This window comes from Flavobacterium sp. ZT3R18, from assembly GCF_007097385.1.
Classification (GTDB): Bacteria; Bacteroidota; Bacteroidia; order Flavobacteriales; family Flavobacteriaceae; genus Flavobacterium.
Genome location: NZ_VJZS01000005.1, coordinates 74705 through 89572, shown reverse-complemented (window position 1 = coordinate 89572; position 14868 = coordinate 74705). Strand labels below are relative to the sequence as shown.

12 protein-coding genes are annotated in these 14868 nt (G+C 34.9%); 6 read left to right on the top strand and 6 right to left on the bottom strand.

The features are described from left to right. The first annotated feature begins 4 nt into the window (after window positions 1–4). Window positions 5–1477, top strand: coding sequence for an IMP dehydrogenase (gene guaB, locus FNW52_RS07555; protein ID WP_143376851.1), 1473 nt, complete (start codon window positions 5–7; stop codon window positions 1475–1477). A 164-nt stretch (window positions 1478–1641) separates the two neighbouring features. Here the strand turns inward: guaB and FNW52_RS07550 are convergent, their stop codons facing one another. From FNW52_RS07550 to purB, 3 genes are all read right to left on the bottom strand, one after another. Continuing rightward, on the bottom strand, window positions 1642–3873 hold the full coding sequence (locus tag FNW52_RS07550) for a cation:proton antiporter (protein ID WP_143376850.1): 2232 nt from the start codon (window positions 3871–3873) through the stop codon (window positions 1642–1644). Window positions 3874–4173: 300 nt separating this feature from the next. Then, the gene (locus FNW52_RS07545; RefSeq protein WP_143376849.1) at window positions 4174–4947 is read right to left on the bottom strand and encodes a polysaccharide deacetylase family protein; all 774 of its coding nucleotides are present in this window, start codon (window positions 4945–4947) and stop codon (window positions 4174–4176) included. A 36-nt stretch (window positions 4948–4983) separates the two neighbouring features. Further along, on the bottom strand, window positions 4984–6330 hold the full coding sequence (purB, locus tag FNW52_RS07540) for an adenylosuccinate lyase (RefSeq protein WP_143376848.1): 1347 nt from the start codon (window positions 6328–6330) through the stop codon (window positions 4984–4986). A 217-nt stretch (window positions 6331–6547) separates the two neighbouring features. Here purB and FNW52_RS07535 point away from each other — a divergent pair, with 217 nt between their 5' ends. Together FNW52_RS07535 and FNW52_RS07530 are read left to right on the top strand one after the other, a co-directional pair. Then, window positions 6548–7843: a deoxyribodipyrimidine photo-lyase gene (locus FNW52_RS07535; protein WP_143376847.1), complete on the top strand. Its 1296-nt coding sequence runs from the start codon at window positions 6548–6550 to the stop codon at window positions 7841–7843. A gap of 209 nt (window positions 7844–8052) precedes the next feature. Next, window positions 8053–8964: a TIGR01777 family oxidoreductase gene (locus FNW52_RS07530; protein ID WP_143376846.1), complete on the top strand. Its 912-nt coding sequence runs from the start codon at window positions 8053–8055 to the stop codon at window positions 8962–8964. Between the two features lie 146 nt (window positions 8965–9110). Here the strand turns inward: FNW52_RS07530 and FNW52_RS07525 are convergent, their stop codons facing one another. The 3 genes from FNW52_RS07525 to rmuC form a co-directional block, all read right to left on the bottom strand. After that, complete coding sequence (locus FNW52_RS07525; protein WP_143376845.1) at window positions 9111–9650, bottom strand: YceI family protein; 540 nt, start codon at window positions 9648–9650, stop codon at window positions 9111–9113. A 241-nt stretch (window positions 9651–9891) separates the two neighbouring features. After that, on the bottom strand, window positions 9892–10446 hold the full coding sequence (locus tag FNW52_RS07520; RefSeq protein WP_143376844.1) for an acyl-CoA thioesterase: 555 nt from the start codon (window positions 10444–10446) through the stop codon (window positions 9892–9894). 205 nt (window positions 10447–10651) lie between these two features. After that, window positions 10652–12022 carry a DNA recombination protein RmuC gene (gene rmuC, locus FNW52_RS07515; RefSeq protein ID WP_143376843.1) on the bottom strand — a complete coding sequence of 457 codons (1371 nt, stop codon included), beginning with the start codon at window positions 12020–12022 and terminating at the stop codon, window positions 10652–10654. 178 nt (window positions 12023–12200) lie between these two features. Here rmuC and FNW52_RS07510 point away from each other — a divergent pair, with 178 nt between their 5' ends. From FNW52_RS07510 to FNW52_RS07500, 3 genes are all read left to right on the top strand, one after another. Further along, entirely contained in the window at window positions 12201–13052 is an 852-nt protein-coding gene (locus FNW52_RS07510; protein ID WP_143376842.1) for a protease complex subunit PrcB family protein, read from the top strand. 61 nt (window positions 13053–13113) lie between these two features. Continuing rightward, a complete protein-coding gene (locus tag FNW52_RS07505) occupies window positions 13114–13437 on the top strand; it encodes a hypothetical protein (RefSeq protein WP_143376841.1) in 324 nt (107 codons plus the stop codon). A gap of 20 nt (window positions 13438–13457) precedes the next feature. Next, a complete protein-coding gene (locus FNW52_RS07500; RefSeq protein WP_143376840.1) occupies window positions 13458–14003 on the top strand; it encodes an RNA polymerase sigma factor in 546 nt (181 codons plus the stop codon). Window positions 14004–14868 lie beyond the last annotated feature (865 nt).

Below are 14868 nucleotides of genomic sequence, written 5' to 3'. Positions count from 1 at the left end.
CAACATGAAAGCACACAACTCTAAGATTATCGGTGAAGGTTTAACCTACGATGATGTATTATTAGTTCCCAATTACTCAAATATTCTTCCTCGCGAAGTGAGTATCCAATCCAAATTTTCAAGAAATATAACGCTTAATGTTCCTATTGTATCCGCAGCTATGGATACCGTAACCGAAAGTGCAATGGCTATAGCTATGGCGCAAGAAGGAGGAATCGGTGTTTTGCATAAAAACATGACAATCGAGCAACAAGCTGCCAAAGTACGTAAAGTAAAACGTGCGGAATCGGGTATGATTATCGATCCTGTTACTTTATTAATGAGTGCTACCGTTGCTGATGCTAAAAATGCCATGAGAGAATATGGTATTGGAGGTATTCCGATTGTGGATGAGAATAAAATTTTAAAAGGAATTGTTACCAATAGAGATTTACGTTTTGAAAAAAATGGAGCAAGACCTATTGTTGAGGTAATGACTAGCGAAAATCTAGTAACCGTTGCCGAAGGAACTTCATTAGAACAAGCTGAGGTAGTATTACAAGGACATAAGATTGAAAAATTACCTGTAGTAAATGATAAAAAAGAGTTAGTTGGTTTAATCACTTTTAGAGATATTACCAAATTGACTCAAAAACCAAATGCCAATAAAGATAAATTTGGTCGTTTGAGAGTAGCTGCAGCCATTGGAGTTACTGGTGATGCTCTTGAACGAGCTGAAGCACTTGTAAAAGCGGGTGTCGATGCTATTATTATTGATACTGCCCATGGTCATCATCAAGGAGTAGCTAATGTATTGAGAGAAGTGAAGACTAAATTCCCTCAAATAGATGTAGTTGTTGGTAATATTGTTACCCCAGAAGCAGCTTTGGTTTTGGTAGAAAATGGTGCTGATGGTGTAAAGGTAGGAATAGGGCCTGGTTCTATTTGTACCACTCGTGTAGTGGCGGGTGTTGGTTTTCCACAATTCTCGGCGGTATTAGAAGTAGCTGCTGCGTTAAAAGGAACAGGAGTTCCTGTAATTGCCGATGGTGGAATTCGTTACACAGGAGATATTCCTAAAGCAATCGCTGCGGGTGCGGATTGTGTGATGCTAGGTTCGTTACTAGCAGGGACAATGGAATCTCCAGGGGAAACTATTATTTTTGAAGGAAGAAAATTCAAATCTTATAGAGGAATGGGTTCTGTAGAAGCCATGCAAGGAGGTTCAAAAGATCGTTATTTCCAAGATGTAGAAGATGATGTTAAGAAACTGGTTCCAGAAGGAATTGTGGGTCGTGTACCGTATAAAGGAGAGTTGAACGAAAGTATGCAACAATTCATAGGTGGTCTTCGTGCAGGTATGGGTTACTGTGGTGCTAAAGACATTCCTACTTTGCAAGAGACTGGACGTTTTGTTCGTATTACTTCTAGCGGAATAACTGAAAGTCATCCTCATAATGTAACTATTACAAAAGAAGCTCCGAATTATTCGAGATAAAAAATTAGAATTTAGAAAATAGAAAAAAGAAAATAGAAAATAAAAAAGGTATAAGATTCATTTCTTACACCTTTTTTTGTAGTAAATCATTCAAAATTCCTCGCTCTTAGCTCCCTCTTCTTTGGGAGTCGCGATAATTATCAGGAGGGGTGAGGCTCTTTTTTTTAATCATGAACCAATTCCCCTAATAATTTTCTATCTCCAACAATCCACAGGATATCGTCTTTTTCTAAAATAACATTCGACTCTGGATTTAAGATGCGTTTTCCTCTTTTTTCAATCCCCACAATCAAACCTTTTGTCTTTTCGCGTAAATTAGATTCTTTGATGCTTTTTCCTAGAAAGGTGTGATTTTTTAATTCGATCTGGCGTAAAACAATATCAGGTTCTGTAATTTCTGGGGAAACATCCGTTTCGTGTTGGTCTAAATATTTTTTGAATTCCTGTACTTGAGCATCCGTACCAATAACACAAATCTCATCTCCCGGGAAAAGACGTTCGTTGGCAATAGGGATGTGGATCATGATATCACCTCGCTTGATGGAAGCAATGTTAATTCCCATTTGCTCTCTAATTTGTAGTTTCCGCAATGTTTTTCCGGCAATATTAGATTCTGCTGCAATTTCAAAGTAGGCCATATGTCCGTCCCAAGGCGATAAGTCACTTCGGCTTCTTCTGGCTTTGGTGATCTCTCTTTCGTTTAAATTGGCCAAGAAATGATTCTCGATTTTATGGTATTGCGCGTTGAGTTTCTTTTGAAAAACAAAATAAAGAGCAGTAGCAATAAGGAATGCGATAAATGCAATGCGTGGAGAAAAAAAGATATTCAGTAAAAAACCAATAAAAAAGGTAGAGAGTAGAATTCGGAATAAAAACAGCATGGCCATTGGTCCACGGGATTTTCGTTCTTCCAATAAAATAGCCACTTCTTTTACCGCCACTCTTCGTAACGAGAGCGCCCATAAAAAAGGAGATAAAATAGCCAACGTAATCAAAGCTCCCATGGCATTTCCTAAATGATACTCTTTTACCATAGGCAAAATATAAGTTGAGGATAATAAAATTACCGCCATAATGATTACGGATAGCACGATTACTTGTGTCAAATAGGCGTTAAGAACAGTTCGCCAATTGCTAACGGTTTTTATAGCTTGTGTGTTGGCACTGTAGCGTTCGATTCGTTTGGTCCATTTTCGGGGTAATTTTTTAGATAAATACTCTGAAAAAGGCGCCGAAAGTTTAATCATAAAAGGAGTAGTAAACGTAGTGACCGCCGAAACCGCCACAACAATTGGGTAAAGAAACGAACTAGTGACATTTAGCGTCATGCCTAATGTGGCAATGATAAACGAAAATTCCCCAATTTGAGACAAACTCATTCCAGTTCGTACGGATTCTTTCAAGGGTTGTCCAGAAAGTAATGCACCAGTAGTAGAGCTTATGGATTGTCCAAAAATAGTAACAAAGGATAAAATTAAAACCGGAATCGCATGTTCAAACAAAGTTTCCGGATCTATTAACATTCCTACCGATACAAAGAAAACTGCCCCAAATAAATCTTTAACGGGTTTTACCAAATGCTCGATATGTTCTGCTTGCGTAGTTTCGGCAATGATAGACCCCATGATAAAAGCACCCAGTGCAGGCGAAAACCCAACGTTTGAAGCCAGCATTACCATCATCAAACATAAGGCGAGTGAGATGATGAGCAGCATCTCATCGGAAAGTAAGTGTTTTGTTTTTTTTAGAACGGTTGGAATAATAAATATTCCTGCCAAAAACCAAAGGACTAGAAAAAAAAACAATTTAAAAATCGATTGCACTAAGACACCACCAGAAAACTGATCGCTAACCGCAACTGTCGATAATAAAACCATCATTAATATGGCAATAATATCCTGAACAATGAGGGAGCCAATAACGTTTCCGACAAATTTTTGAGCTTTTACCCCCAATTCATCAAATGTTTTCAGAATAATGGTTGTCGACGAAATAGAGAGCATAACTCCTAGAAAGATACTGTCCATTTTAGACCATTCCATCCATTGACCAACCATAAATCCCAGAATGGTCATGGTAATAATTTGAGTAATAGCAGTGACAGATGCAGTTCCGCCCACTTTCATTAATTTTTTGAAACTGAATTCGAGTCCCAAACTAAACAGTAAAATGATAATCCCAATTTCAGCCCAAACTTCAACGCTTTTCATATCCGTTACAGACGGAAAAAAATTAAAATGATTTCCAGCCAAAAATCCTGCTATTAAATAGCCCAGAACTAGCGGTTGCTTTAACTTCTTGAAAATCAAAACAGCGATTCCAGCCGTCATTAGAATTAATCCTAAGTCGGTTATTAAAGGTTCTAGGTGTTGTGTTGTCTCAGTTATTGCACTCATAGATTTTTATTTTTCAATGCAGACTTTAAATTATCAGGGCAAACGCATTAAAGTTTTTTTTACACTAATTAGCACGAATTTGGATGGGATATTATTTCGTCTGTTCGCTTTGCTCGGGTCACGAATCTGCCAAGCGTAGATGAAATAAGTGTAATTTTATTTTTAGAATTACTAAAATTAGTGCTAATTAGTGTAATTAGTGTTAACTTTTTATGATGCGTTAGCCCTGAAACTGCCAGTATTAATTGTGTTTTTATAAAAATAACACATTTTAGGATTGAAATGAAATGAAACGATATTTTAATTTAAAGTACTCAATTCAGATAAACTGTAAAATGTCATATTATGTTGTTTGACATAATTGCAAATCAGTTCTAATGTTTCCATTTGGGTTTGGTAATTGGCGGTTACTTTATATACTGGTTTATGACCAAAAAGTATCAGTATTTTATGCTTTCGTTTGGCGTAATCCAATAATTTGATAAGATACGGGATACTAAAATTAGGATGATCCGTATCAATACCTGTTGCGAAAACTAATTTGGAGTTATTGAAATAGCAATTTTGAAAAAAAGGATCTTCTGCGCCATAGGTGGTACCTCTTATGATTTTAAATTTTTTAAAAAGAGCTGCGTCAATCTCTGAATTTCTAAAACCAAAAGGATAGGCGAACGAGTTTACTTTAAAGGAATAAAAATGCATCAAATCCAACATCGGATTTATTTCCTGATCAATGTATTTGTCAATTCCATTTTTGGCAACAAATTTAGGAGCATCAAAATGATAAAAACCATGTCCTGCAATTTCATGTCCTTCCTGCTGTAATTTCAAGAGTTCATTTATTTCGGAATAGTTTAAAGTGTTTATTTTAGAAACGCAAAAGGTAGCTTTCCAAGAATACTTGCTTAATATTTTGTCGGTTTCAAACCATTCGTAAACACTAGTGTCGTCAAAAGTGATGACTACTCCGGCATTAGGACGTGCGGGTTGGGGTTTTATAGTAGGCTTATCCTTTTCACATGAAAATAAAAAAAAAGTACAAAGCAATATGAATGTAGATAGTTTTCTGTTCATAATTGACTTTGTACTTTGTAGGTGTTTTTATTTTTTTTAAATCCCCAAGAAATTGCTTGGAGTAATTTGCATCAATTCAGCTTTAATTTCATCCGAAACATCGAGTGTTGCAATAAAATCATGAATCGCTTTTTTATCAATCGCTTCATTCGTTCTGGTCAAACCTTTCAAGGCTTCATACGGATTTGGATAGGCTTCACGTCTTAAAATCGTTTGAATCGCCTCGGCTACAACAGCCCAGTTTTTCTCTAAATCTTCGTGAAATTTAGGTTCGTTCAATAGTAATTTGTTCAATCCTTTCAACGTAGCTTCAAAAGCAATTAAAGTGTGCCCTATTGGTACACCAATATTTCTTAAAACGGTACTGTCTGTCAAATCACGTTGCAATCTCGAAACTGGTAATTTTGCCGATAGATGTTCGAAAATAGCGTTTGCTATTCCTAAGTTTCCTTCGGAGTTTTCAAAATCAATTGGGTTCACTTTGTGTGGCATAGCCGATGATCCAATCTCTCCTGCTTTTATTTTTTGTTTGAAATATTCCATTGAAACATACGTCCAAATGTCACGATCCAAATCAATAATGATACTGTTTATTCTTTTTAAAGCATCAAAAAATGCGGCAAAATGATCGTAATGTTCGATTTGTGTTGTTGGAAAAGAATGGTGTAATCCCAAGTTGTCTTCCACGAATTTACTTCCAAATTGTTTCCAGTCAATTTGAGGGTAAGCCACATGGTGCGCATTGTAATTTCCGGTAGCTCCACCAAATTTGGCTGCAAACGGAATGTTAAACAACAAACGCATTTGCTCTTCTAGACGCTCAACAAAAACTCCAATTTCTTTACCCAAACGAGTAGGAGAGGCAGGTTGTCCGTGTGTACGAGCTAGCATCGGAATGTCTTTCCACTCTTGGCTTAGGTCTTTTAACTTGGAGGTTAAAGTGATTAACGATGGCATATACACTTTCTCAAAAGCTTCTTTTGTCGAAAGAGGAATCGCCGTATTATTAATATCTTGAGAAGTTAATCCAAAATGGATAAACTCTTTGTATTCTGATAAACCCAGTTTTTCAAAAGCGTCTTTGATGAAATATTCAACCGCTTTCACATCGTGGTTGGTTACTTTTTCGGTTTCTTTTATCCAAAGGGCATCTTCGGTAGAGAAGTTTTTATAAATAGCACGTAAACTATCAAATATAGTAGGGTTGACGTTTTTTAATTGCGGCAAAGGAACTTCACATAAAGTAATGAAATATTCAATTTCAACTAATACACGGTATTTGATTAAAGCTTCTTCAGAGAAAAAAGGAGCCAGAGACATTGTCTTATTTCTATAACGTCCGTCAATTGGCGATATAGCATTCAATTCGTTTAATGTAGTCATTTTTTGTTGTTTTTTCGAAAGGCACAAATATAAAGAGAATTTAGGGATTAAGGGTCAGAAAATTAAGGTTTGGCAAAGAAATTAGTGATATAAAAGGATTCAATTTATTAATTTTAGCGGATTATACGTGTGGGGTACCTATTTTCGATATTTTGGAATTATTCAGACTGGAGCAATTAGTAAAAAAGCAATTAGGTATTTACCAATTCAAAAAACAATGATAAAACAAGAAGTATCTATTTTTTGGTTCCGACGCGATTTGCGTCTGGATGATAATGTGGCGTTGTATCATGCTTTGCAATCCAAACACCCTGTGATTCCCTTGTTTATTTTCGACACGGATATTTTGAATAGCTTGCCGAAAAATGATGCACGAGTTGGTTTTATATACGAATCTCTCCAGAAAATAAATACACAGCTGAATGCCATCGGGAGTTCACTTTTAATCAAAAAAGGAACCACAACTGAGGTTTGGGAATCCCTTTTTGAAGAATTTGCTATTTCGGGTGTTTTCTTCAATAAAGATTATGAGCCGTACGCCATCAAAAGAGATTTGGCTATTGATGCTTTAGCAAAAGCAAACCATGCTCTTTGTTTTTTATTCAAAGATCAAGTGATTTTTGAAGAAAACGAAATCACCAAAGCCGATGGATTGCCCTATACCATTTACACCCCATACAAAAATAAATGGTTGGAAAAATACAAATCCATGGCGCCAATTCAGGAGTATGACACCCAAAGTTACTTTTCCAATTTTTACAAAAACCACTTTGATTTTCCTTCTTTGCAGCAAATAGGTTTCGAAGAAAGTGACATAAAAGTAATTCCGTATAACCTAACACAGATTACCCATTACCACGAAACCCGCGATTTTCCTGCTATCGATAGTACTTCGTATCTTTCGCCTCATTTACGTTTTGGAACAGTAAGTGTTCGAAAGTTAGTCAATTGGGCGGTTCGTAAAAACGATGTTTTTTTGAGTGAATTGATATGGAGAGAGTTCTTTATGCAAATCTTATTTAGCTTCCCAAAAGTTGTCAGCCATAATTTTAAATCGGCTTATGATGGCATACAGTGGCGCAACAATGAAGAAGATTTCAAACGTTGGTGTACGGGAACTACGGGCTATCCTATGGTCGATGCGGGAATGCGTCAGCTCAATGCAACGGGCTATATGCACAATAGAGTACGCATGGTGGTAGCGAGCTTTTTGTGCAAACATTTACTGATCAACTGGCAGTGGGGCGAAGCCTATTTTGCCGAAAAATTATTGGATTACGATTTGTCCGCCAATGTAGGCAATTGGCAATGGGCTGCGGGAACGGGCTGCGATGCAGCACCTTATTTCAGGGTTTTTAATCCCGAAATCCAACTCAAAAAATTTGACGAAAAAGGAATCTACATCCGCAAATGGATTTCTGAATTTGATTTGGGTTATTGCGAGCCTATGGTAGAACACGCATTCGCCAGAGACAGAGCTATTGCTACTTATAAAGCGGGGATTTTGAAGTGATTTTAAATTACCTCCAGCTTTGAATGAAAATATACGCTATGAGTTGCCCCCTTTTCCTAATGGTGACACGCCCAAATGATTTTGTATACTAGTTGCACGCTAGTTTTGAGTATGAAAATAGCGACGTTTAACTAAACATTAATAATGCCGAACTGTATAGTGACTTATATTTGTATAATTATAATAGATTGCCCCAAATTTTAATGGCTATGAACAAGAATGTTTTAATAACGGGAGGAACTGGTTTTATTGGAAAGCATTTAACGAGGATGTTGTTGGATAAAGGCTATACGGTTTCTATATTAACGAGAAGCCCTAAACCCAACACTGAAGGCATTACCTATTATGTTTGGGATGTTTCCAGTCAAAGTATGGATGAAGAAGCAGTACTCCATGCGGATTATATCATTCATTTGGCAGGGGAGAATATTGCCGAAAAAAGATGGACTACTAAAAGAAAGACCGAAATAATCGATAGTAGGACACAATCAGCTGAATTGATTTATACGGTTTTGAAAAAGCATAATAAAAACAGTGAGGCTTTTGTGTCGGCTTCTGGAATTGGAGTCTATGGCGCTCTAAATGGAGAAGGGATTTGCACCGAAAATACGCTTCCGGGGAATGATTTTGTTGGAATAACTTGCCAGAAATGGGAACAATCCGCCGATTTAATTGCTGGTTTAGGTATCCGAACGGTTAAGATCCGAACGGGTTTGGTTTTGGGAAAGAATGAAGGGGTTTTGAAAAAGCTAAACTTTGTTTTTAAAACAGGTTTTGGGTCGGCATTGGGGTCTGGAAAACAGTATATGCCTTGGATACATATATCTGATTTGTGTGCGATTTATCTTGAAGCAATTAAAAATAAAAATATGATTGGTGCCTATAATGCGACCATCAATGATAGTACTACAAATTCGTCTTTTTCCAGATTATTGGCAAAAGAGTATGGATATTTTATTTGGCTCCCAAATGTGCCTGCTTTTGTATTGCGATTGGTAATGGGAGAAATGGCTTCGATTGTTTTGACCGGTAGGAGGGTTTCATCGGATAAAATAAAAAGTCTAGGTTTTAGATTTAAATTCAAAAACTTGAAAAGAGCTCTTATAGATTGTATCAAATAGTTAGCTTTTAGTGGTTAGAAAAAAAAGCAAAGAGCAAAGAGCAAAGAGCAAAAGGCAAAGGGGAAAAGACAAAGTGATTAGTAAAAAGTAACTAGCCGTTAACGATACCAAAAGTGGATGGCCAATCACTAATCACTAAAAACAGTTCATTGTAATAGACATTCCAACTCTGTGTTTACCAATTTTGAAACTTTGGCGATCACAATAGAAGGAATTTCAATTTTAAAATCATCTGAATTCAGCGTAAAATGGGAATTGATTTGAACGCCGTCTTTTACTCTTTTTATTTTTGCCGAAACCATAATTGCTTTTGATTCGCCGTGAATTTCTATTTTACCTTTTATTTGATAGTCCTTCTCGATTTCATTAATATCTTTCATATCAAATTTTTCGATAATTCCTTTAAAAGTAGCTTTAGAATAACGATCACTTTCCATATAATTGGCATTAAAATGCTCTTTCATTAAATCTCTTTTGAATTGAAATTTTTTGATAATGGCCACAAAGGTGATTTGACTTTTTTCTGGAATTAAAATACAATTAACCGCATCGTTTTTTGCTTCAACAGCTTCAAAAAACGGAACAGACGCTTCAAAATGAATTACACATTTTGAAGAGGTCAATTTTTCTTGGGCGTCAGCAAAATAGATGTTTAACAGTAAAAATAATAGAGTAATTTTTTTCATAATTTTTCTATTAAAGGGTCATACTAATTGGATTCATTATTTAACCTAACAAACTCGAAAACTTTCAGGATCATTGGACTATGTGTTTTGTATACATCGATATCACTCTTAAAGTTACGTAATTTTAGTAACATTAGTCTTAAAAAAGTGTAAAAAAAATCCTTGACTTAAGAATTTTTTATTCTTAAGTCAAGGATTAACTTTCTTGTTTTGAAAAGATTGAAAAATCAGTCTAGTTCTTTTAAATAGAATCCAATTTGAGTTGAACATTGTATTTTGTTAAGGCAGAAAGTGTTTCTTCTGAACTATAATCAAAGATTTCTTCATGTAAGTCTCGTTCTTTTTTTAGAGCTATTTGTTTCAGACAGTTGCAAAATCTTCGCACATCATCAAGGTTAGAGAGAATTAAACCAGGAACAGGCATGCTTTTGCCTTCATTATCTTTGGCAACCATTGTAAAATAAGAGGAATTACAATGCTTTACATTGCCAGTTTGAATGTTTTCGGCTTCTACACGAATACCAACGATCATAGAACTTTTTCCAACATAGTTTACGGAGGCTTTCATCGTTACTAATTCGCCCACTTCAATAGGTTTTAAGAAATTGACCGTATCTACCGAAGCCGTTACACAATAGTTTCCTGAAAATTTAGAACCACAAGCAAAAGCAACTTGGTCGAGAAGCGATAAAATATATCCACCATGAATTTTTCCGCTAAAATTGGTGTGGGATGGTAGCATCAACTCGGATATACTAATATATGATGAAGCAACTGTTTTGAAGGTTTTGTCCATTGGTCTTAATTTTAGGTTAAAAGGAGATTTGTATTAAGGTCACAGTTTTCAGTCGCAGTCGCAGTTTTCAGAGTTGTCTGTAAACATAGTAATTCGCGTTCTTAACAATATTTGTAAAAAAGTAAGGTTGTATTCGTACTGTTTTTAAAATCAGCACCCTTTTGTACTGAAAACTGAAAACTGAGACTGAAAACTTACGGCGGTTTTAATTTAAAAGTAAATTCTCATCGGTTTCGGCTCTTTTTAATATGCTGTCTGGAAGAGCTTTTTTGGCTTTGGCTCCCATTTTTTTAAGTTTTTCAACGCTAATGATTAAATTTCCTTTTCCGTCTACCAGTTTGTTCATGGCGCCTTGGTATTCTACTTTACTCTCGTCTATTTTTTTGCCAATTTTTATTAAATCGGCTACAAAACCCTCAAATTTATCATACAATGCACCCGCTTGACGCGCTATTTCAAACGCATTTTCCTGTTGCTTTTGATTGGCCCACATACTATCAATCGTTCGTAAAGTGGCCAATAGTGTAGAAGGCGTCACAATAACGATGTTTTTCTCGAATGCTTTGTTGTATAATGAAGTGTCCTCATTGAGCGCTATGGCAAATGCAGGTTCCATTGGAATGAAAAGCAAAACAAAATCGGGACTTTCTATTTGGTATAAATCCTGATAATTTTTATCGCCCAATTGTTCTACGTGGCGTTTTATCGAATTGACATGCTCTTTTAAATAACCTATTTTTACTACATCATCGTCTTCATTAATGTATTTCTCATAAGCAGTCAAGGAAACTTTAGAATCGACGACCATCTTTTTACCATCGGGTAAATTGATCACAACGTCTGGGAACACACGATTACCTTCCTCGGTAGTATGGCTTTGTTGCACTTCGTATTCACGCCCTTTTTCTAATCCCGATTTTTCGAGAACGCGTTCCAGAACCAGTTCGCCCCAGTTTCCTTGCATTTTGCTATCGCCTTTTAATGCTTTGGTCAAGTTGATGGTTTCCTTGCTCATTTGAATATTCATTTCTTTCAAACCAAGTATTTGTTGACGTAAAGCAGCATGGTAATCGATACTTTCTTTGTGTGTGTCTTCGACTTTCTTTTCGAATAACTGAATTTTATCTTGTAGCGGGGACAAGATGTTTTTCATGTTTTCTTTGTTTTGCTCGGTAAACTTATTCGATTTTTCTTCTAAGATTTTATTGGCAAGGTTCTCAAATTCTTTGGTAAATTTTTCTTGAAGTTTTTCGACTTCTTCTTTCTGTTCCTTGTTGCGCTCCCAAAGATTTTCAAAATCGACTTCTTTTTTAGAAAGTTGAATGGCCAAACTGTCTTTTTCGTTTCGGATGTTTTCTTTTTCAGAATTGGATACTTCCAGTTGCTTTTCGAAAGTGTTTTTATCCAATAAAAATTGTTCTTTTTGGTGGTTGAATTGAGAATTCAGCGCAATTAATTTCTCTTCAAGACTTACTTTTTCCGACTGAAATCGGGCAGAAAATATAAGTTTACCCATAAAAACACCTATTGCGAGAGCAATAATAAAGACCAATAATAAAGGAAGAATAGTTAGCATAAATTTTTCTTTTTTAAAAAAGTAAAAGTACTGATTAATACGGAGTACTTAATTTTAAAAAAATAAAATTTCACGAATTATTCCAATTCAGATACCAAATCAACATTTTTTTTACTGTTGTCACGCAACCTTTTTATAACAAGTGCATCTTACTATTATAACCTTACTAAAATAGAACATGAAGAATTTAATTTTAATGTTGTTTGTTGTCCTACCCTTTTGGTCGTGTACCGAAGCATCCGATAATAATCTAGAAAATTGTGGTGATACGACCAATGTTCTTTATGAGGGTTTTAGTTATTGTGGCGTTTTAAAAGAAAACCCAAAACAACCTTCTTTTTTAATTATAAATTCTAATGAAGAAGTTCAAAAATTATTTACTACATGTCAAACTGTAGCTGTTGCGTTACCCGATTTTACTCAGAAAAGAATATTGGGACTTTTTGCAGGACCAAAACCAACGGGCGGATATGCCATAAAAATACAAGCTGTTGTAGAAGACAATTGCCAAATCACAGTAGAGTATTTTGAAAAAGAGCCACAAAAAGACGAAATCGTAACGACTGCAATAACGTATCCTGCTGATTATGTGTTGCTTCCAAAATCTAATAAACCCATTTTGTTTAAGAAAGTGAAAGAGATTGTAGATTATGTAGTAATTGGGAGGTATAGCTTTTTTTGTCCAAGCAATTGTTCTTCTACTTATAGAATTGATGATGTAAAAACGATTCGGTTTTTGATAGGGAACACAACGTCTGCGAGTTACGAAGTACTTGGCGTAAAAGAAGATTTTTCCAGTTTTGTGTCTCACATTCCTCAAGAATTTCTAGCGCTTAAAGGTCAAACCAAAGAATTTAAAAATGATTTGATTGCAGACGGTGGCGGGTGTTTTATAGAATATCATCAAGGAAATGTAGTGACCGATATTAAGTTTACAAATTTTAATAACCCAGAGAAAGGTCAAGAAAATTTAGTCAAGTTTATGGATTATATCTATAGTAAGATTTCATTTTTGGATGCATCCAAATAATAAGAGAATCTAAAGAATTATATGTTTTGTTTCAATGGTATAATATTTTAAAAGTATATTTATGAAGAAAATAATATTGATTAGCGTTGTGTTTTTTGCTTTTTGTTCCTACGCTTCTGATGATGCAGGTTTTGAACAAATGTCTAAAAAAGAAATAATGGAAAGCTGGGCCTGGAAAATTTTTATCTTTACAGATGAAGGGGAAATAAGACCAGTAGGGAAGGTCAAAAATAATTTTGAGAATACTATAAAAGATAAATCTATTCTTGTTGAAGATATTTGGCAAATGTATAATAATGATGATTTGTTTTTGAATAATCAGAAAGTAGCATTCAAAGATGCAATAGTGAATGCCGATTTTACTAAAAATAAAAGAAAAAAATAACGAATTCAATACCTATTTTCTTGAAAGAAAACATAGAACTATATATTAAAAAGTGCGCCGAAAACGACAGAGAAGCACAACTGAAAATTTATCAGTTGTTTTCTCCTGTTTTGTATGGGTTATGTCTTAAATATATGAGAAATGAGGACGATGCCAAAGATGTTTTTCAGGAGGCTTTCGTAATTGCTTTTCAAAAGATGGGACAATATAAATTTGAGGGAAGTTTTGAAGGTTGGATCAAACGAATTTTTATCAATAAGTTATTGGAAACGCTGAAGAAAAAGAAAAAAGACATTTTGTTTCTGGATGTTTTTGATACGGATGTTATAGAGGAAGAAGAATTAGAATTGGCCCCAATTGAACAGGAAAAATTATTAGAATACATTCAAGAATTACCTGACCAATACCGAATGGTTTTTAATTTGTTTGTTTTTGAAAAGATGAAACACAAAGAGATTGCAAAACAGCTTGAAATAACGGAAGGCACATCGAAATCTAATTTGAATAGAGCCAAGAGTATTTTGAAGAAAAGAATTTTGGTGGTATTAAACTGTAAAATAGCATGAAATCGCCATGCTTCAAAAACAAAAGAGAGACAGAAAATGACGATACCATGTTCCATAAAAAAGCAAATATTAACGTCGCATGAAAAATAAAGAAGCAAAATCTATTTTTTCTTCATTGGAAAACTTCTCCAGTATTCCGCCTCCCGAGTTATGGGATAAAATTGAAGCGCAATTAGATCAACCCAAAAAGAAGAAACGTGCCATTATTTGGTGGTCGATTGCTGCTAGTTTATTAGTTGGACTTTCTGTTCCAACTATTTTGTATTTTAACTCTAATCCAGAAAATGGATTTGAAATGAGTATTGAAAATAATAGCAATGTCAATAGCAATAGCAATGGCAATAGTAATAGTAATAGTAATAGTAATAGTAATGTCAATGGCAATGACAATAGCAATGGGAGTAATAATAGTAATGTTAATGGCAATAAGAATGTTAAGTTAAATGTTAAGTTTATCGATTTGAATAATGGTAATCAAGTTGCCGCAACAACGGTTCCGATTATTTCTTCTAAGACGAAAAAAAATACAGGATTTAAGAATTTCAATGAGCCGAAAAATAAAAGGATGAATCCAAAGGTTAAGGATGAATCCAAATCAAATGCGATAGTAGCGAATCAAAATTCATGTGCTACTATTTCTAAATCGGCATTAGCAATTGATAGTGCTGTTCAAGTCAGCAATTCAAATGCGAACAATAAAGTAGTTGTGAGTGATGAAAAGAATAGTATTTCAATGTCAAATGCCAATAAAGCCGTTGCTGTAAATATAAGTTCAAAATCGCTTCAGGTCAGCAATTCAAATGCGAACAATAAAGTAGTTGTGAGTGATGAAAAGAATAGTATTTCAATGTCAAATGCCAATAAA

What these genes read in the sequence shown, in the direction of transcription:
- guaB (WP_143376851.1), top strand. Translation starts at nt 5, where the DNA reads ATGAAAGCACACAACTCTAAGATTATCGGTGAAGGTTTAACCTACGAT.
- FNW52_RS07550 (WP_143376850.1), bottom strand. Translation starts at nt 3,873, where the DNA reads ATGAGTGCAATAACTGAGACAACACAACACCTAGAACCTTTAATAACC.
- FNW52_RS07545 (WP_143376849.1), bottom strand. Translation starts at nt 4,947, where the DNA reads ATGAACAGAAAACTATCTACATTCATATTGCTTTGTACTTTTTTTTTA.
- purB (WP_143376848.1), bottom strand. Translation starts at nt 6,330, where the DNA reads ATGACTACATTAAACGAATTGAATGCTATATCGCCAATTGACGGACGT.
- FNW52_RS07535 (WP_143376847.1), top strand. Translation starts at nt 6,548, where the DNA reads ATGATAAAACAAGAAGTATCTATTTTTTGGTTCCGACGCGATTTGCGT.
- FNW52_RS07530 (WP_143376846.1), top strand. Translation starts at nt 8,053, where the DNA reads ATGAACAAGAATGTTTTAATAACGGGAGGAACTGGTTTTATTGGAAAG.
- FNW52_RS07525 (WP_143376845.1), bottom strand. Translation starts at nt 9,650, where the DNA reads ATGAAAAAAATTACTCTATTATTTTTACTGTTAAACATCTATTTTGCT.
- FNW52_RS07520 (WP_143376844.1), bottom strand. Translation starts at nt 10,446, where the DNA reads ATGGACAAAACCTTCAAAACAGTTGCTTCATCATATATTAGTATATCC.
- rmuC (WP_143376843.1), bottom strand. Translation starts at nt 12,022, where the DNA reads ATGCTAACTATTCTTCCTTTATTATTGGTCTTTATTATTGCTCTCGCA.
- FNW52_RS07510 (WP_143376842.1), top strand. Translation starts at nt 12,201, where the DNA reads ATGAAGAATTTAATTTTAATGTTGTTTGTTGTCCTACCCTTTTGGTCG.
- FNW52_RS07505 (WP_143376841.1), top strand. Translation starts at nt 13,114, where the DNA reads ATGAAGAAAATAATATTGATTAGCGTTGTGTTTTTTGCTTTTTGTTCC.